The 17,418-nt window shown below is 52.4% G+C and carries 18 protein-coding genes; 10 read left to right on the top strand and 8 right to left on the bottom strand.

All coding sequences use genetic code 11. From position 1 onward, the window contains the following. The 5 genes from ACTG33_RS11425 to ACTG33_RS11405 all read left to right on the top strand — a co-directional run. Positions 1–289 (top strand): hypothetical protein (locus ACTG33_RS11425; RefSeq protein WP_439135342.1); only part of this gene is annotated, 289 nt, incomplete at its 5' end. A 40-nt stretch (positions 290–329) separates the two neighbouring features. Beyond that, positions 330–1,262: a cobalamin-binding protein gene (locus ACTG33_RS11420; protein WP_439135341.1), complete on the top strand. Its 933-nt coding sequence runs from the start codon at positions 330–332 to the stop codon at positions 1,260–1,262. A 47-nt stretch (positions 1,263–1,309) separates the two neighbouring features. Then, complete coding sequence (gene bluB / locus ACTG33_RS11415) at positions 1,310–1,999, top strand: 5,6-dimethylbenzimidazole synthase (protein ID WP_439135340.1); 690 nt, start codon at positions 1,310–1,312, stop codon at positions 1,997–1,999. A gap of 38 nt (positions 2,000–2,037) precedes the next feature. Continuing rightward, positions 2,038–3,519 carry a cobyric acid synthase gene (locus ACTG33_RS11410; protein ID WP_439135344.1) on the top strand — a complete coding sequence of 494 codons (1,482 nt, stop codon included), beginning with the start codon at positions 2,038–2,040 and terminating at the stop codon, positions 3,517–3,519. A gap of 29 nt (positions 3,520–3,548) precedes the next feature. Next, positions 3,549–4,298, top strand: coding sequence for a competence/damage-inducible protein A (locus ACTG33_RS11405; RefSeq protein ID WP_439135339.1), 750 nt, complete (start codon positions 3,549–3,551; stop codon positions 4,296–4,298). 72 nt (positions 4,299–4,370) lie between these two features. Here the strand turns inward: ACTG33_RS11405 and cobS are convergent, their stop codons facing one another. From cobS to ACTG33_RS11370, 7 genes are all read right to left on the bottom strand, one after another. After that, complete coding sequence (gene cobS, locus ACTG33_RS11400) at positions 4,371–5,135, bottom strand: adenosylcobinamide-GDP ribazoletransferase (protein ID WP_439135338.1); 765 nt, start codon at positions 5,133–5,135, stop codon at positions 4,371–4,373. After that, complete coding sequence (locus tag ACTG33_RS11395; RefSeq protein WP_439135337.1) at positions 5,132–5,848, bottom strand: histidine phosphatase family protein; 717 nt, start codon at positions 5,846–5,848, stop codon at positions 5,132–5,134. The genes cobS and ACTG33_RS11395 overlap by 4 nt, the downstream gene beginning before the upstream one ends. Further along, positions 5,845–6,891: a nicotinate-nucleotide--dimethylbenzimidazole phosphoribosyltransferase gene (cobT, locus tag ACTG33_RS11390; protein ID WP_439135336.1), complete on the bottom strand. Its 1,047-nt coding sequence runs from the start codon at positions 6,889–6,891 to the stop codon at positions 5,845–5,847. Before cobT ends, ACTG33_RS11395 begins: the two co-directional genes overlap by 4 nt. Before the next feature lie 70 nt (positions 6,892–6,961). Then, positions 6,962–7,516: a bifunctional adenosylcobinamide kinase/adenosylcobinamide-phosphate guanylyltransferase gene (cobU, locus tag ACTG33_RS11385; RefSeq protein ID WP_439135335.1), complete on the bottom strand. Its 555-nt coding sequence runs from the start codon at positions 7,514–7,516 to the stop codon at positions 6,962–6,964. Between the two features lie 169 nt (positions 7,517–7,685). Next, positions 7,686–9,440 carry an amidohydrolase gene (locus ACTG33_RS11380; RefSeq protein WP_439135334.1) on the bottom strand — a complete coding sequence of 585 codons (1,755 nt, stop codon included), beginning with the start codon at positions 9,438–9,440 and terminating at the stop codon, positions 7,686–7,688. Between the two features lie 78 nt (positions 9,441–9,518). Beyond that, entirely contained in the window at positions 9,519–10,118 is a 600-nt protein-coding gene (locus tag ACTG33_RS11375; RefSeq protein WP_439135333.1) for a uracil-DNA glycosylase family protein, read from the bottom strand. 13 nt (positions 10,119–10,131) lie between these two features. Beyond that, complete coding sequence (locus ACTG33_RS11370; protein WP_439135332.1) at positions 10,132–10,923, bottom strand: hypothetical protein; 792 nt, start codon at positions 10,921–10,923, stop codon at positions 10,132–10,134. Positions 10,924–11,368: 445 nt separating this feature from the next. On the opposite strand from ACTG33_RS11370, the gene ACTG33_RS11365 reads away from it, so the two are divergent. From ACTG33_RS11365 to ACTG33_RS11355, 3 genes are all read left to right on the top strand, one after another. Further along, positions 11,369–12,355, top strand: a complete 987-nt coding sequence (locus tag ACTG33_RS11365) for an HAD-IIB family hydrolase (protein WP_439135331.1) — start codon at positions 11,369–11,371, stop codon at positions 12,353–12,355. Between the two features lie 129 nt (positions 12,356–12,484). Then, positions 12,485–13,711, top strand: coding sequence for a glycosyl transferase (locus tag ACTG33_RS11360; protein WP_439135330.1), 1,227 nt, complete (start codon positions 12,485–12,487; stop codon positions 13,709–13,711). Then, positions 13,708–15,480, top strand: a complete 1,773-nt coding sequence (locus ACTG33_RS11355) for a sugar phosphorylase (protein ID WP_439135329.1) — start codon at positions 13,708–13,710, stop codon at positions 15,478–15,480. Before ACTG33_RS11360 ends, ACTG33_RS11355 begins: the two co-directional genes overlap by 4 nt. Positions 15,481–15,567: 87 nt before the next feature. Here the strand turns inward: ACTG33_RS11355 and ACTG33_RS11350 are convergent, their stop codons facing one another. Beyond that, positions 15,568–16,428 carry a PA4780 family RIO1-like protein kinase gene (locus tag ACTG33_RS11350; protein ID WP_439135328.1) on the bottom strand — a complete coding sequence of 287 codons (861 nt, stop codon included), beginning with the start codon at positions 16,426–16,428 and terminating at the stop codon, positions 15,568–15,570. Between the two features lie 121 nt (positions 16,429–16,549). Between ACTG33_RS11350 and ACTG33_RS11345 the strand changes: the two genes are divergently transcribed. Further along, a complete protein-coding gene (locus ACTG33_RS11345) occupies positions 16,550–17,239 on the top strand; it encodes a VIT1/CCC1 transporter family protein (RefSeq protein WP_439135327.1) in 690 nt (229 codons plus the stop codon). Positions 17,240–17,266: 27 nt separating this feature from the next. Next, positions 17,267–17,418 (top strand): TetR/AcrR family transcriptional regulator (locus tag ACTG33_RS11340; RefSeq protein ID WP_439135343.1); only part of this gene is annotated, 152 nt, incomplete at its 3' end.

Below are 17,418 nucleotides of genomic sequence, written 5' to 3'. Positions count from 1 at the left end.
GGTGCAGAAAAAGCTGGTGGCCGATTCCGCGTTGGAATTAAAAGTTGGGCCGCTGTTTGTTTCCCTGTTCGGCGAGGGTGAGATTCTGGCTGATATGTTCGACTTCATAGCTCAGCGGGGTATTTTAGTGCGGCTTTTTGAGCCGCAAGAAGGAATAAGATGTTTACGCATTGGTTTGACGAATGACACGGGACTGGAACGATTGGGCCTGATTTTTGACGAATGGCACACCGAGAAACACAGGGGGCCGAGCTCGACCGAACCGAAATTCACTGACACGACTGTATAAGTCTCTGTCAGCGTATAAACATCGATACAGGAATAAAAGAGTGTTTCAAATAAGACAAACGCGTCGCCGTATTTTGCCTCAATGGAAATGGCTGCTGGTACTGATCTGGTCTCAGGTTTTACTGTCTGGTTATGTCCACGCTGATAAGAGTAGCGTGGAGGTGACTGATGACCTGGGCAATGTGATTCATCTTGCACAGCCTGCAAAACGCATTGTTGCGTTAGCGCCACACATTGTGGAAGTGGTGTATGCCGTTGGTGGCGGGGATAAGCTGGTCGGTGCGGTGAACTACAGCGATTATCCGCAAGCGGCACAAAACATTCCTCGGGTAGGCACATACAAGTCTTTCAGTACCGAAGCCATTTTGCGCTTGCAGCCTGACCTTGTGCTGGCCTGGTATTCAGGCAATGGCCCACAGCGAGTGGCTCCTATACAAGCGTTGGGGATACCTGTCTATTTCACCGAGCCCCGAAAATTAGGGGATATTGGTGAATCCATGGAAAAAATCGGTGTATTAACAGGATCGACCATTGCTAAGACAGAGCGGCAACACTTTGATTCGACACTGGCGTCACTGACGAAAACCTACGCCGGGCAACAGCCCGTCAGTGTGTTCTATCAGGTGTGGAGCGATCCTCTGCAAACCCTCAATGGCGATCATATGATCAGTGATGTGATCCGCTTGTGTGGTGGCCGCAATGTATTTTCCAAAGCGCAAACCCTGTCGCCACAAGTGAGTGTGGAATCTGTTCTGCGTCTTGATCCGCAAGTGATTGTTGCCAGTGGTATGGGCGAAGCCCGACCTGAGTGGTTGGATGACTGGCGTCGTTGGCCCAGTTTACAGGCTGTTCAAAATGAGCAGTTAAAGTTTATCCCGCCGGATATTATTCAGCGCAATACACCGCGAGTGCTTCAGGGCACACAAGCCATGTGTGAGCACTTGCAAAAAGCGCGTGAGTTTTATTATCCGTGATGCTCTGTCAGTCTGGCAGACATTGGTGAGTATTAAGAGAACCGGGTATGTCTGAACAATACGAATTTGACCCAGCGGCAAAAGATGGTGTCTATAAAGCCATTTTTGAACGTCGGGATATGAGGCACTTCCGCAAGGACTCTATCGCAGAAGACTTGATTGAACGGTTGTTGCAGGCCGCCCACAGTGCACCCAGTGTCGGATTGATGCAGCCCTGGCGCATTGTACGCATACAAAATACCGAGGTCCGTAAGGCTCTGCACGACGTGGTTGAGCGGGAGCGGGTCAGAACCGCCGACGCCATGGGCGAGCGCTCGGATGAATTTATGCAGCTTAAAGTCCAGGGTATTCTCGATTGTGGTGAAGTTTGGGTGGTGACGTTGATGGAACAGCGCGAGCGGCATGTGTTTGGTCGCCGCACCTTGCCCGATATGGACTTGGCGTCCGCCTCCTGTGCAATTCAAAATATCTGGTTGGCCGCACGGGCTGAAGGGCTCGGTATGGGCTGGGTTTCCATTTTTGATCCGCAAGAACTCAGTGACCTGCTGTCCATTCCCGATGGCGCCGAGCCGATCGGGATCCTGTGCCTGGGACATGTGGACGAATTTTATGATCAGCCGATGCTGGCCAAGGAGGGTTGGGCCAGTCGCGGTAACTTAACCGATTATGTGATGAGTGATGGCTGGGAGCCGGAGAAGGCTGCGCGCGCTCAGCAACAGTGGGATAAAAAATTGTGACCTCAGCTACACATTCATCTCCTAAGAACAAAACCCTGATGGTGCAGGGCACCACGTCCGATGCCGGGAAAAGCACATTAGTAACGGCGTTATGCCGTATCTTTGCCCGCAAGAACATTTCGGTAGTGCCGTTTAAGCCGCAGAACATGGCGCTGAACAGTGCCGTCACCGTGGACGGTGGCGAAATTGGCCGTGCTCAGGCGGTACAGGCGTTTGCCGCCGGACTGGAACCGCATACAGACATGAACCCGGTCTTGCTCAAACCCAATAGTGATACCGGTGCCCAGGTGATCGTGCACGGAAAGGCGGTGACCAACATGGAAGCGGCGGTATATCACGACTACAAAACCGTAGCGATGGCGGCGGTTCTGGAATCTCATCAGCGTTTATGCGATCAATACCGGTATGTGTTTGTAGAAGGGGCAGGCAGTCCGGCAGAAATTAATTTGCGCGATCGCGATATCGCCAATATGGGCTTTGCCGAAGAGGCGGACTGCCCGGTGATTTTGATTGCCGATATCGATAAAGGGGGTGTGTTTGCGCACCTGGTGGGCACGCTGGAATTGTTGTCTCCCTCTGAGCAATCTCGTGTTGTTGGATTTGTGATTAATCGTTTTCGCGGCGATATTGGCTTGTTGGAACCGGGCCTGAAGTGGTTGGAAGAGCGTACCGGAAAGCCTGTGTTGGCCGTCTTGCCCTATTTACAGGGGTTCCATCTGGAAGCGGAAGACGCACTAACCGCGAACACTCAGGCTATGGATTCCTATCAGCAACAAAAAATTACCGTAGTAGTGCCAGCATTGCCACGCATCAGCAACCATACCGATTTTGATGCTCTGCGTTTGCACCCGCAGGTAGAGTTTCACTTTGTCGGCCCTGATCAACCAATCCCCCCGGCGGATTTAATTGTGTTGCCCGGCAGCAAAAGTGTGATTGCCGATTTGAAATTTTTGCAACAACAGGGATGGGTCGAGGCGATTGAGCATCACTTGCGTTACGGCGGAAAATTAATAGGTATCTGTGGCGGTTATCAAATGCTAGGGAGCAAAGTTCACGATCCTGATGGCCTTGAAGGGGCACCGGAAAGTTTGGATGGGCTCGGGTGGTTATCGATGGAAACCCGACTCTTTCCCAGCAAGCAACTGGTTAATCGCAAGGGTGTATTGTTTGATGGCATCACTCCGGTCAGTGGCTATGAGATCCACGCTGGAGTCACTACAGGAGATGCGTTGAAGACGCCAGCGGTAACCCTGGCGTCGTCGGAACAGGGAACTCAACAGGGACCGCAACCGGATGGCGCCATCAGTGCCGACAACAACATTTTGGGCACCTACCTGCACGGTTTGTTTGATCAGCAGGCTGCACTGGAAAAGTTGTTGCAATGGGCTGGACTGAATGTGGTTGAGTCGTTTGACTATGAGGCGTTGCGCGAGAGAGAGGTCGAGCGGCTGAGCGATTCGGTTGAAGAGGCCATGGATTGGAAACGCTGGAATCAGGTATTGCCGGACTTTTCTGTATAATGACAGATCTTTCAGTGTGAGGGCAGGCTATGCAAATCGGATTGGTTATTGTCGGAGATGAAATTCTCTCAGGGCGTCGCGAAGATAAGCACCTGTCAAAAATTGTCGAGATTCTCAATCAACGTGACCTGTGCCTGAGCTGGGCTCGTGTACTGGGTGACGATATGGACGAGCTGGTTGAATGTTATCAGCAGAGTTTCTCCAAAGGGCATTTAGTACTCAGTACCGGTGGCATTGGTGCAACCCCAGACGACCTTACTCGTGAAGCGGTTGCCCGGGCTTTGGGGACGGTAACCGAACGGCATCCTGAAGGTGTGGCCTTACTGGAAGAGTACGCTCGCAGTACCGGACGTGAGCTGACTGACACCCGCTATCGGTTGGTGGAATTTCCTCGCGGTTCGACCATCATTCCCAACCCGGTCAACCGCATCCCCGGTTTCAGTATTCAGCATCATCACTTTGTCCCCGGCTTCCCGCAAATGGCCTGGCCGATGCTGGAATGGGTGCTGGATACGCAATACCCCGACATTGCCGATCGCAACTATATCGAGTACTCCGTGATGCTGCAGGGTGCGAATGAAAGCGCGATTATTCCGTTGATGGAAAAGCTGCTGGCAGACTACCCCGATCTTAAAGTGTTCAGTCTTCCAATCATGGGGGATCAGCCCCGTATTGAGCTGGGCGTTAAAGGTCCTCAGCTGGTGGCTAAGAACGCGTATACGGCGATGAAGCAGGGCTTGCAGGAGCTGGACATACGCTGGGAGCGTATTCAGGATTGAGATCACACCTCTCAATGACTGTTCAAGAAATTCTGTAAACGCTCATCAGCTTTTTAGACACTCATAAGCCTTTTAAGTGCTCATCAAACAGGCAATCAACACTGCCGCTTCCATAATCTCGATAAGGGCGCCACTGGTATCGCCGGTTGCGCCCTCCAGTCGACGCATCATCAGGCTTCTTAAGCCTGCAAACAGCAGGGCGACCGTTAGCATCAGGATTAACGTCTGTGGCAAAGGTAAAATCACCACCGCCAGAATCCAGGCCACCGCTACGCCGATGCGCATGTGTTGACGGCAAGCGTGTTTGAGGAAGTCTGTCGCAATGCCCCTGGGGCTGACGTAGGGTGTGGTCAATAGCAGCAGTAAGGCCATCGCTCTGGCGAGTACGGGTGCCAGGCACATTACCCACCATTGTTGATGCGCAATCAGTGCGCTTAACGCGGAAAACTTTAACAGCAGTAAACAGCCGATAATGATCACCGACGCGCTGCCGCTGTGCGGGTCTTTCATGATCTCCAGCGTGCGTTCTCTGTCGCCACCGGCGAGCCAGCCATCGGCACTGTCACCCAGTCCGTCCAGATGCAGGCCGCCGGTGATCAATACCCAGAGGGTCATGATGATGGCGGCAATGACTCCCGAGGGGAGAAACGGATTCAGAGCCATGGCTGACAGAGTCAACAGCCCTCCAATCACTAACCCGACCAGTGGGAACACTGGAAACGCGCGACCTGAGTCTGCGGGATCGTAATCGTCCAGCCTGGGCATGGGCAAACGTGTTAAAAATAAAAATGCGGTAATCAGCGCGCGGCCTGCACGGGAAGATGTCAGTAAGTTCATAAGCTGATGTCGCAGGCCTGATTCATGGCTGATGGCAGTGGCTGGTGGCGAGTCAGTTGAATCCAGTCGTCGCAGCCGGGCTTGTGATAAATCTTAATCTGGGTCATGCAGGCGTGAGGCACTGCAAGGCGAGGCAGACTGTCCAGCGGCATGTTCAGGCAGTGGCCAAGAATGCTGCGTATCACTCCGCCGTGGCAGACAATCAGGCAGCGTTTGTTGGTTTCGGATTTAACCAGCTGTGCAAAAGCCGTCATAACGCGCTGATGAAAATCGTGCAGAGGTTCGCCGTTGGGAGGTGTGAATTCCGCCGGCTGGCTCCAGAAACGGGACAGTTGATCCGGTGATTCACGTTCGATATTGGCGATCAGACGACCATCCCAGTCACCAAAGTCGATTTCCCGCAGAGCGTCTTCTGTTGCCGAGGGAAGCTTGAGAAATTCTGCTAATTGTTCGGCAAAAATACGGCAGCGTTTTAAGGGTGAGCTAATGACCTTGTCCCACTCATGATTCACTTCGGTGAGTGGCGCGTGCCAGTGCTGCACCGCTTGGTTCATTTGATGCCAGCCACACTCATTTAGAGGAGAGTCTGTGCGACCGCGGAAAATAGCATGGCTGTCGGAGTTTTTACTGCCGTCTTCAGCCAAGTCCTGACATTCTCCGTGACGCAGAAAATCCAGAGTGGTGACGGATTGCTGATCGCTTTGCTGGCTCATGACTTGTTGTCAACGCCGGCGCTTTCGAAAGTGGCCATCTGATTGTGCAGATCACAGGCCAGACGCAATAGAGGTACTGCTGTGGCAGCGCCGCTGCCTTCGCCAAGACGCAGGCCGAGGTCGATGATTGGTTGTTGCTCAAAAGCGGCCAGAACACTGCTGTGGCCGGGTTCGGCGGATTGGTGAGACAGCAGTAGCCAGGGTTTGATGCTGGGGTTGATGGCCGCTGCGTACAGTGCGGCGACGCTGCAGATAAAACCATCTACCAGCACGGGCAGCCCAATCTGTCCGGCGGCGATATAGGCACCGGTCAACGCCGCAATTTCAAAGCCTCCCAAATACTGCAGATTTTTCAGGGGTTGTTGAGAGGTCGCGTTAAACACGTCCAGAGCACGGTGAATCACGGAGGACTTGTGAATTTGTCCGGCGTTATCCAGGCCGGTGCCGGGGCCGACGATTTCAGCGGCGTGTTTTTTCAGATACGCGCAGGCCAGTGCGGTGGCGGAGGTGGTGTTGGCGATACCCATTTCGCCACCAATCCACAGTTGAGCACCATTTTCTTTGGCCTTCAGTACGGTCTTCTGGCCGATGTGCAATGCCTGTTGCAGTTGGTCGGAGGACATGGCCGCTTTTTTCGTGAAATTGGCGGTACCGGCGGCGATGCGCTGATCCGAGACGCCTTCCATGTCTGGCAGTTCGCTGACGGTTCCGACATTGATCACACCAAGCTGTGCGCCTAAAGATTTTGCCAGCACGGAGATGGCTGCGCCTCCCGCAGAAAAGTTTTGCACCATCTGTGCGGTAACTTCCTGAGGAAATGCGGAGACGCCTTCGGCCGCGACACCATGGTCTGCGGCAAAAACCGTTATGCTGACGTTGTCGCACTGGGGTTGGTCGCTGGCTTGCAGGCTCGCCAGAGTGATTGCCAGAGACTCCAGTTGTCCCAGAGATCCGGCGGGCTTGGTCAATTGTGATTGTCTTTGTTCGGCGTTCTGGCGGTGGTCATTGCTGGGGACTGCGGCGGGTTCGTGGTACCAACTCATGGTGTATCTCCGGTGTCTGTTGCCAGGTTCCAGTCCCTGGGTGAGGAACTGGTTTTGTGACGCGTAAACGTTAGCGTCTTTGTTCGTTATCGCTGAGCGGATTGCCTTTCATCACTAATGGGCAACCTGCGACGGTAAAAACCACCCGGTCACACACCCGGGCGGTGGCCTGATTGAGAAAGCCGGCCTCATCGACAAAGCGGCGATTTAATTCTCCGAGAGGAACAATCCCCATGCCCACTTCGTTGCTGACGATAACGATGGGTGTTGAACTTTCCTCCAGTGCGGACAGAAAGTCACTCTTTTGTTGATCCCAAAAACCGACTTGTTTCTCTTCAGCCATCAGGCAGTTGGTAATCCAGAGTGTCAGGCAATCGATCATGATCGCGTCATAGTCCGATGCGTGCTGGCGAATGGTTTTCGCCAGTTCAACAGGTTCTTCCAGCGTGTGCCAGGTTGACGGGCGCTGCTGTCGGTGATGAGCGACCCGAGCCGTCATTTCGGCATCGTGAAATTGGTTGTCCGCGGTGGCGATGTAGGCAATGGTATTGCCGTACAGTCCCGTTAGTTGTTCAGCCAGCTGGCTCTTGCCGGAGCGGGCTCCGCCTGTAATCAGTTGTTTCATAAAAGCCGCAGTCGTTTCATCAGTGAGTCATGATCGAAGCACGCGTTGAGCGTATTCATTACGTGATTCTATTGTAATGCATGGCGGAGGTCTTTTCAGATTCTCTATCTTTTTAGGCCCTTATTTTTTAGGCTTTTTTGTCTGGAGGTCGTTTGCCTTTTGGGGTGCGTTATTTCAACTCGATGGGCTGCACTCGTCCTTCCAGCACTGTGCCCCAGATGGGGATGTCCTTCAGCTCGGTAACGGGAGTCTCGTAGGGATCCTGTTCCAGAACGGTAAAGTCTGCTTTTTTGCCCACCTCCAACGTACCGATGGCGTCTTCCATTTGCAGTTGGCTGGCGGCGTCGACGGTAATTGCCCGGAGCGCATGATCGAGATCGATTCTTTCCTCTGGTCCGGCAATGTGGCCATCGGCGGTGAGTCTTGTCACGGCCGCCCAGGCCAGCAGCAGCGGCTGAACCGGTGCCATGGTGAAATCCGAATGGAAGGACAGGGGCACGCCAGCCTCAATCACAGATTTCAGGGGCACCATATGACTGGCTCGTTCCGGGCCGAGGCCGACTTCGGCGTATTTATCCGCTAACGCCCACACATAGTAGGGGTTGGCTGACACGCGGACGCCGAGACTGGCCATTCTCTGTGCTTGCTCGGGGCGTGCGTAGGCAAAGTGATGAATGGTGGTGCGATGATCGGTACGAGGGAATTCCTGCTGCAGCTTTTCGACGATGTCGAGAGTGGTATCCAAACCCAAATCGCCATTAACGTGGATATGGATCTGGAAGCCATCGTTCCAGTACAGGCGCATGGCGTTTTCCAGATCTTCCGGTGGCATCAACCATTCGCCATGGTGGCCATCGAGGTAACCTTCGCTCATTTGCATCAGCAGTGAATAGGCTGCGCCATCGGCAAACAGTTTCACCTGCTTCGGTAGAAAGGTCACTTTATCCGTGTTTTTTTCGGACAGGGTGTCGATAAAGGCTTTGGCTTGTTCATTCCCCATGGCCTTACCAAGACCTTTACCGTCGGCCAGCACCATAAACCGAAACGGACTGGAATTGCGGTTCCAGCTGGAGAAGCGAAGGCTTAACCACTCTTTGTCGAAATCCATGGTGCCAAACGCGCCGTCCGAAACCGTGGTAATACCGCCGGCGTGAATAATGTCTCTGGCATCGCTAAGGGCGCCCAGATAGCGGAAGGGGCTGGTCAGCTTCGGCATAAGATGCGGAATCAGCTGGTACAGACCGTTCTCAAAGAAGTGGCCTTCGGCAAAGTTGATCTGGGGATGTTGGTTATCCTCCAGTTCAAACTCCTCAATCACGGCGGAGTTCACCACGATCTCGTGAAACGAACGATGCCACACCACAATGGGGCGTTCGCTGGAGATGTTATCCAGATCCTGGCGTGTCAGCTTGCCGTGAAAATAGGGGTGATATCCCCAGGTCCAGAGCCAGTCACCTTTATCCAGTTTTTGTTCTGCGCTTTTCAGCCGCTGTAAGTACGCTTCCCGACCCTGGACGCCTTTGGCCTGTTTGCCCGGCATATTCCAGTCGTGCGGGGTAATAAATTCCATCGGCAGAAGAATACCCGCCAGATAAGGGTGCAGATGCGGTTCAATAAAGCCTGGTAAAATCACCTTGTTGGCGAAAGTTGTATCCACCTTGGGACTGCGGTCAGCGACGGCTGCCTGCACCCTGTCCAAATCACCAATGGCTAAGATTTTCCCGTCTGCCACGGCCACGGCCACGGCTTCAGCGCGGGGGTGCTCCGAATCCATGGTGATGATGGTTTTTGCCGTGTAAATGGTGGTGCTGTTGTCATTGCTGCATCCGGCCAGTAGCCAACACCCGACGAGAAGGCAAAAAGCGGTCAAGGTAAAGAATGGCTGTTTTCTGTTGGGCAGTAACAGTGGCGTGGACAATGGCATGGGCGGTTCTCATGGGTGCAGTCACCGCATTATACGTACCGCTCTTGGCAGTTGTCTGCCCAATGCGAATTATAAGATTTAAGACGCCGCGGGGGTGAAGAGTTCATCCACCCGCTGTTGCAGCCAGGGCACTACCTCGTCGTCAAACCAGGGATGTTGCTGAAACCAGCGGCGGTTGCGCGGCGAAGGATGAGGCAGAGGTAATTGTTGCGGAGTCAGTTCGCGCCAGTGTTGTATCCGTTCCGTCAGCGTCTTATATCCATCCGCTAGATAGTGTTTTTGAGCGTACTGTCCGATGAGTAATGTCAATTGAATATTAGGCAGTTGATCAAGCAGCCGATCGTGCCATAGAGGCGCGCATTCTTTTCTGGGTGGCAGATCGCCTGATTTTCCCTTGCCGGGGTAGCAAAACCCCATAGGCATAATCGCTACCTGATGAGGATCGTAAAAGGTTTCCTTATCCATCTTCAGCCACTGCCGCAGGCGATCACCGGAAGGATCGTTCCAGGGAATACCCGATGTGTGAACTTTGGTGCCCGGAGCCTGGCCAATGATTAACAGCTTGGCGTCCGGGTGTATTTGGATAACGGGGTTGGCCCCCAGCGGGAGTTCCGGTTCGCAATGACGGCATTGCCGCACTTCTCGCAGCAGGATTTTGATTGGAGCGGAGTCGCTCATGGTTATCTGCGCTTTAGTTTGCCGATGGATCTGAGTTTGCCGACGGATTTGCGGGCGTCGTCGGGTTGAGCAAGGACCGGAGCAGCTCCAGACCTTTGGGGTGTGTCAGCAACGGCAGCGGGTTGCCAGCTTGCAGCTGAGACTGGATCTGGGGATCCAGCATCACCGCTTGAAAGTTGGGGTTGTCCTGCAGTTGCTGACTGCGTTGCCAGTAGGTGGCCAGCAGAGACGCCAGGCGAGGGTCATCGGTTTGGTACTGGCTGAGGAGCAGCTTCACGTCTGGATTGTTCTGCAAGCGTTTATATTCAGGTAGCTGGGCGATCTCAGCCGGGTTGCCGCGCTGCAACACCTGCTGGTTGGCAGGGTCATTAAACAGCTGCTTGATGTCGTTATTCTGGCCCAGTCTTTTCAAGCTCTGGGTGGTGGCCTGGGGGTTGGTCATTAACAGAAACGAGGCCTGAATAATCAATTCGTCAGCAGTGATGGGAGGAGGTTCGTTCGTTTGAGAAGTGGATTGGCTGGAAAGCGTATTGGGTGATCTCTGGCCATTGTCGGCAATCTGGGCAAAAGGGTCGCCCTTGAAGTGGTCATTCTCGCCGGCCGAGGCAAGCGGTGCGCCAGTCATCATCAAGCTGTAAAGCCCAAGAGTCACGATACTTATGAAGCCTGAGGTGCCAAAACGTTCTGTCAGGCGCAGGGGGTAGGTTTTCGTCACTCCCTTAATGATAGAGCTGACTAGACTAAACACAGAAATGGTCGAACGTCGTTGGGCCAGCGGTTTCAGTACGTGAGTGATTGTGTCCATAAGGTGGTATCCATAAAGCAGGTAGATCAAAAGCAAAAAGTCCGATGGAATCAGGATCTGTGCATGTTTTGAATAGGCACCAGTTTAATGCATGTTGGCCAGATAAAAAGCGCTCCGCTGCGATGAATTTGGAATCCGTGCACAAATTAAGTGGTTGATGAATGTTGACCAAACAGCCTGATTCGGAAAGAGGATTCAGGCGCCTGTTCCGAAATGGTGCAATCTCGAAGGGCGGTGGTGCGCCAGTTTGCACTGTTTTGAGGCGCTTAAAAAGGAGGGCTTTCAGCAAGGTCGAGGGTTCACTGCTATGGTGCAAATGGGGCACGTAATTTGCTATCACTAATATGAAGCTCATTTAACAAGGCTAATGTCCGTGAGCATGCCAAGAGTTTTCGATTTGGGATGACATGGTTTCGGTTGTGGATAAAAGGAGTACATCAGCATTGTGACCAATAAGCCGGTGCAGTTGATCATTGTTTCCGATCTGGATGGTTCGTTACTGGATCATCATGATTACAATTTCGAGCCAGCTCGGCCACTGCTCAAGCAGTTGGCCCAAGCGGACATTCCTGTTGTCCTGTGCACCAGTAAAACCCGTGCAGAGGTTCAAACCTTACGCAAAACATTGCACAACCATTCTCCTTTTATTGTTGAAAATGGCGCTGCGGTCTATTTGCCCAAGGTGCAGTTTCCGTTTCAGCCGGAAGGCTCAGAAGATGCGAGTGGTTATTGGCGAAAAGCCTTTTGTGAAAAGCGTGAACACTGGTTGTCCTTGCTCGAAGAGGCCAAAATCCACTTTGTCGACAAGTTTGATCATTTCTCCGCTATGTCTGAAGCGCGGGTTGCCGAGTTGACAGGGCTTCCGCTGGAGCAGGCAGCGCAGGCCAAGGCTCGTGAATTTGGTGAACCGCTGCAGTGGCTGGGGTCTGAAGAGGACCTGGCAGCCTTTACGAACTGGTTTCAGGAGAGAGGTGCTTGCATCCTCAGTGGTGGGCGTTTTGTGCATGTGGCTGGCGACGCTGATAAAGGACGAGCGATGACCTGGTTGGTGAATGAATACCGAGAACAGCGAGAGCGGATACTTCAGTCACAACACCGGCAAGTTAAGTCACAACACCATCACCCACGATTTTTGCAGCGCATACAGGATCAGTACGACTCTTTGTTTCAGCAGCACAAAGCGTGTCAGGTTAAGTCTCTGGCGTTGGGCGACAGTCAAAACGATGTTGCCATGCTGGAGGCGTCAGATCTGGCGGTAGTCATTCGTTCACCTGTTCATGCGCCTCCGGTGTTAAAGCGGGAGGAAGGTGTGATTGTTTCAGAGCAAGAGGGGCCCGCCGGATGGGCGGAAGGGGTTAAACACTGGTTGTCTGATCTTCACCTGGATCGTCAGGTTTTACCCAGTGAGGAAATCGCCAGACAGGCTCGGTAACTCAGTTTTTTTATTGTTCGCTCAGGGTTCATCAACAGCTCTACTGTGAAATGGACGTAATGTATTGTTATTAACCGCTGATCAAATGATTGGCGTAACCCATAAAATATAAACTAAAGGGAAAGTATTGTGGCTGACTTTTATCAAAATGGCATAGTGACCACACTTCATAATTTATCTCATCGTCCGCTGGAAGAAATGGAAGATGAATTAAGAGGTTTCAGTCGTACCAGACCCATGTCATTGATTTTGCCTTCATTGTTCTCGGAGCTGGAAGGTGAAGCCCTGCCAAATATTGTGAAAGAATTAAACGGCGCTGACTATTTGTCTGAAATCGTTATTGGTCTCGATCGCGCCGATAAAGCGCAGTATGAGCATGCGTTGAAGTTTTTTGGTGAGCTTCCGCAGCACCATCGAATTTTGTGGAATGACGGCCCGCGTTTGCAGGCTCTGGATGCAGAGTTGCAGGAGCTGGGGCTGGCTCCGAAAGAATTGGGTAAAGGCCGTAATGTCTGGTATTGCATGGGGTACACCCTGGCTTCCGGTCGGTCTGAATCAGTGGCACTGCACGATTGTGACATCGTCACTTACAGTCGTGAATTGTTGGCTCGATTGATATATCCGGTAGCCAACCCGCGTTTTAACTATGAATTCTGTAAAGGGTTTTATGCGCGTGTTGCCGACGGTAAGATTAATGGACGGGTATGTCGCCTGTTGGTTACGCCGTTGTTGCGAGCACTGAAAAAGATTTTTGGCGAATTGGAATACCTTCAGTATATGGACAGCTATCGCTACTCCCTGGCTGGCGAGTTTTCTTTCCGTAAAGACGTACTTAATGATATTCGCATCCCAAGTGACTGGGGGCTGGAAATCGGCGTGCTGTCTGAAATGCATCGTAACTATGCCAACAACCGCTTGTGTCAGGTGGATATTGCGGATGTATACGATCATAAACATCAGGATCTGTCCTACGATAACGAAGCGGGCGGTTTGTCGAAGATGTCCATTGATATTTCGAAGGCTTTGTTCCGCAAGCTCGCCACACAGGGCAAAACCTTCAATACGGAGACTTTCCGTTCTATTAAAGCCACTTATTTCCGAATTGCTTTGGACTTTATTGAAACCTACCACAACGATGCTGTGATGAACGGTTTGACTCTGGATATTCACCAGGAAGAAAAAGCAGTCGAGCTCTTTGCTCAGAATATCATGAAGGCCGGAGAAGCATTCTTGGAGCGCCCGATGGAAACCCCGTTTATTCCCAGTTGGAACCGAGTCATCAGTGCGATGCCAGATGTTCTCGAGCGTTTGTATGAAGCCGTTGAAGAGGATAATAAGGAGTTTGGTTCACTATGATGGAAACGGTCACTATAGATAACTCCTTGCCGGCACGGTTGACCCATCTGCTGGAATCGATCTATCACGAAACACCGTTGACAGTGTCGTTTGAGCAGCTGGCGGATGAGTTGCTGGAACTGATGAGGCTGGATCCGGCAGAAGATACTGCGCCGCCTCCTCATTACAATCCGTGGAGCCAGGAAGACGTTATTCTGATTACCTATGGTGACAGCTTTATCCCCACTGAAGGGGTAAAAGAAAAACCGCTTGAGGTTCTGAAGCACTTTTTGGATGAGCACTGTGAGGGCATTATTAACAGTGTTCATATTTTGCCGTTCTTTCCGTTCAGTTCTGATGATGGTTTTGCCGTTATTGATTTTTCCAGTGTCAATGAAGGATTGGGCGACTGGAGTCATGTCTACGATATTTCGCAAAAGTATCGTTTGATGGGCGATCTGGTGATTAATCACTGTTCCAGTCGCAGTCTTTGGTTTCAGAATTTCATTAAAGGCGAAGGCCCTGGCCACGATTATTTCTATACCGCATTACCCAGTGACGATTTACAGCAGGTCGTGCGTCCGCGCACCAGTGATTTACTGAAGGAGGTGGAAACAGAGCGGGGCACCCAGCATGTCTGGTGTACCTTCAGTCACGATCAGGTGGATTTGAATTTTGCCAATCCGGAGGTCTTGAAACAGTTTGTTTCAATTATCCGGCAGTATCTGGATATGGGGGTGCGAATCTTCCGTTTGGACGCGGTGGCGTTTTTGTGGAAAAAGATTGGAACCAGTTGTATCAATCTGGAGGAAACGCACTTGATGGTCAGGTTGTTGCGTTTGCTGATTGAAAACGCTGAGCGCGAAGCCGTGATCATCACCGAGACCAATATCCCCAACCGTGAAAACCTGTCTTACTTCGGCAACGCCAACGAAGCACACTGCGTGTACAACTTTTCGCTGCCTCCGCTATTGGTGAATACACTGGTGACGGGGAATTGCCATTATCTGAAAATGTGGATGATGAGCATGCCTCCGGCACAGAACGGCACCACCTATTTTAACTTTATTGCCTCCCATGATGGCATTGGACTGCGGCCGGTAGAGGGACTGCTCAGCGACGAAGAAACTGACAGCCTGATCAAAACCATGCAGGAATTTGGCGGGCGGGTTTCTTGGCGAGCACTGGACAGCGGTGAAGTACGTCCCTACGAAATCAATATTGCGTTGTTCGACGCGCTTCAGGGCACTGTAAAAGGCGCGGATGCCTTAGGGTTTCAGCGTTTTATCTGCGCTCACGCGATTATGCTGGCCTTGGAGGGTATCCCAGGTATTTATGTGCACAGCATGCTTGGAACCCATAACGACTATGAGCGTATGGAGAACAGCGGGCACAGCCGCGCGATTAACCGCCATCAGTGGCACTGGGATGAAATCGAGTCGGAGTTGAATTCGGAAGACAGCTCACACGCAAAAGTATTTTCCGCGTTGAAAAACTTGCTAAAGATACGGCAGAAACAGCCAGCGTTTCACCCCAATGCAACTCAGTTTACCCTGCATTTGGGTGAAGCTATTTTTGGTTTCTGGCGTCAGTCGCGGGATCGCACGCAAAGTATTTTCTGTATTACGAACGTCAGTGATCAACAGCAACCGCTGCAGTTGTCAGACATCAACTTGATTGTGACGGATTCCTGGGTGGATCTGATCAGTGGTGAGCAGCTGCCGGAAGGCGACGCTGTGCTTATGCTGGAGCCCTACAAAACGCTCTGGATCAGCAATAAAGCCGGTTGATGTTTTTCTGGCTTTATCTGTTCGAGTGGCCAATAAGGCGCCTGTTCAGGCGAAACCCATCAAGTCAGTGACGCTAATGAAGCAGAGTTAATCCTCATCTTCATTGGCTTCGCGAATGCGCTCCAGGCGTTCCTGTTCTTCCGCAAAAGCCGCTTTAATTTCTTCCAGTACGGAATCCACATCGGCGGTGCCTTCAGGATCTTCAAAGTGGCCGGTGAGTTGCAGGTCGGGATGCAGCTCACCGTCTTCGTAAAGCGCCCAGATTTCTTCTGCGTAGCGGGTTTCGAGCAGGTCGGGGGCAAATTGACCGTAGTATTGGGTGATGTTGTCGACGTCCCGTTCCAGCATGGTTTCGGCGTTGTTATTGGCGGCGGCATCCACCGCCTGAGGTAAATCAATAATCACCGGGCCGTAGTCGTCAACCAGTACGTTAAATTCAGACAGATCCCCGTGTACGATGCCTACGCACAGCATACGCATCACATATTGCATCATCAGGGCATGATCTTCCCGGGCTTGTTCGGCGGACATTGAGACATCATTGAGGCGTGGAGCAACTTCACCTTCATCATTGGTGATCAGCTCCATCAGGAGAACTCCGTCGAAGCAGCCGTAAGGCTTGGGAACCCGCACTCCGGCCGCATCGACTTTATAGAGCGCGTCGACTTCGGCATTCTGCCAGACTTCTTCCTGTTGCTTGCGACCGAATTTTGAGCCTTTTTCCATGGCGCGCGCGCGGCGGCTGTTGCGTACCTTGCGACCTTCCTGATATTGCGCCGCTTTTTTAAAGCTGCGTTTGGCGGCTTCTTTATAGACCTTGGCGCAGCGAATATCGCTGCCACTGCGGACGGCGTAAACCGTCGCCTCCTTGCCGCTCATAAGCTGGCTGAGGACTTCGTCGACAAGACCATCTTCAATCAGCGGGAGGATTCGTTTTGGTGTTTTCATGGCGTCGTTATACCGTAAAGCCAGATTGATAGATAGCGGTGGGCCCCGGGATGGCTGGAAATCTGTTGATGTTTCAATGGGTTGAGCCTATGGTTTTTAATTTTGAGGTATGGATAAACCCATGACCCATCAGGAGCATCACCGTTCTCATCGATCCGGTTGGTTGCGTGCCGCAGTGCTTGGTGCCAACGACGGCATAGTTTCTACGGCCAGTTTAATCATCGGCGTGGCATCCGCCAACACCTCTCAGGAAAACATTTTATTGGCGGGTGTGGCGAGTCTGGTGGCTGGCGCCATGTCCATGGCTGCGGGTGAGTACGTCTCCGTAAGCTCTCAGGCCGATACAGAGCAAGCAGACCTGAAAATGGAGAAAAGGTCGCTGGATACTGATTTTCACAGTGAATTGGAAGAGTTGGCGGACATCTATGTGGAGCGTGGTCTGGAGCCAGAGCTGGCCACTGAGGTGGCGAAGCAATTGATGGCGCAAGATGCCCTGGCGGCCCATGCCCGCGACGAGATAGGTATTTCCGAAGTAGTCTCGGCACAACCGATTCAGGCAGCGGCTTCCTCTGCGACGACCTTTGTGGTGGGCGCGGCTCTGCCTTTGGCGGTAGCCTGGGTGGTGCCGGGTCAGCTGCAGGTGTTGTTGGTGGCCATAGCGTCGCTGATCTTTCTCGGGTTTTTGGGTGGATTGGCCGCCAAAGCGGGCGGCGCGCCAGTGGTGAAAGGCGTGGCGCGGGTGACGTTTTGGGGGGCCTTTGCGATGCTGGTCACCGCCGGGGTGGGTCGCCTGTTCGGGGTTGCTAACTAACCTACCAGTAGGTTAGTATCCGTTGCCATGCAAAGACGACTGAAAAACCGCAAAGAACAGATTCTTGATCTCGCCCTGGAGCTGTTACAGACCCACGGGTTTGAAAGCTTCAGCTATCAGGATTTGTCTCGTGAACTGGGGATTACCAAAGCCAGTATCCACCACCATTTCCCAAAGAA

The sequence above is a fragment of the Pseudomaricurvus sp. genome, assembly GCF_965662505.1.
In the GTDB taxonomy this organism is placed as follows: domain Bacteria; phylum Pseudomonadota; class Gammaproteobacteria; order Pseudomonadales; family Cellvibrionaceae; genus Pseudomaricurvus.
Note: the sequence above shows the minus strand (reverse complement) of the source record. Positions and strands in the feature narration are given on the sequence as shown.

Bases quoted from the DNA above. Each gene is read 5' to 3' on its own strand.
- ACTG33_RS11375 (WP_439135333.1), bottom strand. From the start codon at position 10,118: ATGAGCGACTCCGCTCCAATCAAAATCCTGCTGCGAGAAGTGCGGCAA.
- ACTG33_RS11380 (WP_439135334.1), bottom strand. From the start codon at position 9,440: ATGCCATTGTCCACGCCACTGTTACTGCCCAACAGAAAACAGCCATTC.
- ACTG33_RS11370 (WP_439135332.1), bottom strand. From the start codon at position 10,923: ATGGACACAATCACTCACGTACTGAAACCGCTGGCCCAACGACGTTCG.
- cobS (WP_439135338.1), bottom strand. From the start codon at position 5,135: ATGAACTTACTGACATCTTCCCGTGCAGGCCGCGCGCTGATTACCGCA.
- ACTG33_RS11405 (WP_439135339.1), top strand. From the start codon at position 3,549: ATGCAAATCGGATTGGTTATTGTCGGAGATGAAATTCTCTCAGGGCGT.
- ACTG33_RS11350 (WP_439135328.1), bottom strand. From the start codon at position 16,428: ATGAAAACACCAAAACGAATCCTCCCGCTGATTGAAGATGGTCTTGTC.
- ACTG33_RS11395 (WP_439135337.1), bottom strand. From the start codon at position 5,848: ATGAGCCAGCAAAGCGATCAGCAATCCGTCACCACTCTGGATTTTCTG.
- ACTG33_RS11345 (WP_439135327.1), top strand. From the start codon at position 16,550: ATGACCCATCAGGAGCATCACCGTTCTCATCGATCCGGTTGGTTGCGT.
- ACTG33_RS11410 (WP_439135344.1), top strand. From the start codon at position 2,038: ATGGTGCAGGGCACCACGTCCGATGCCGGGAAAAGCACATTAGTAACG.
- bluB (WP_439135340.1), top strand. From the start codon at position 1,310: ATGTCTGAACAATACGAATTTGACCCAGCGGCAAAAGATGGTGTCTAT.
- cobT (WP_439135336.1), bottom strand. From the start codon at position 6,891: ATGAGTTGGTACCACGAACCCGCCGCAGTCCCCAGCAATGACCACCGC.
- ACTG33_RS11355 (WP_439135329.1), top strand. From the start codon at position 13,708: ATGATGGAAACGGTCACTATAGATAACTCCTTGCCGGCACGGTTGACC.
- cobU (WP_439135335.1), bottom strand. From the start codon at position 7,516: ATGAAACAACTGATTACAGGCGGAGCCCGCTCCGGCAAGAGCCAGCTG.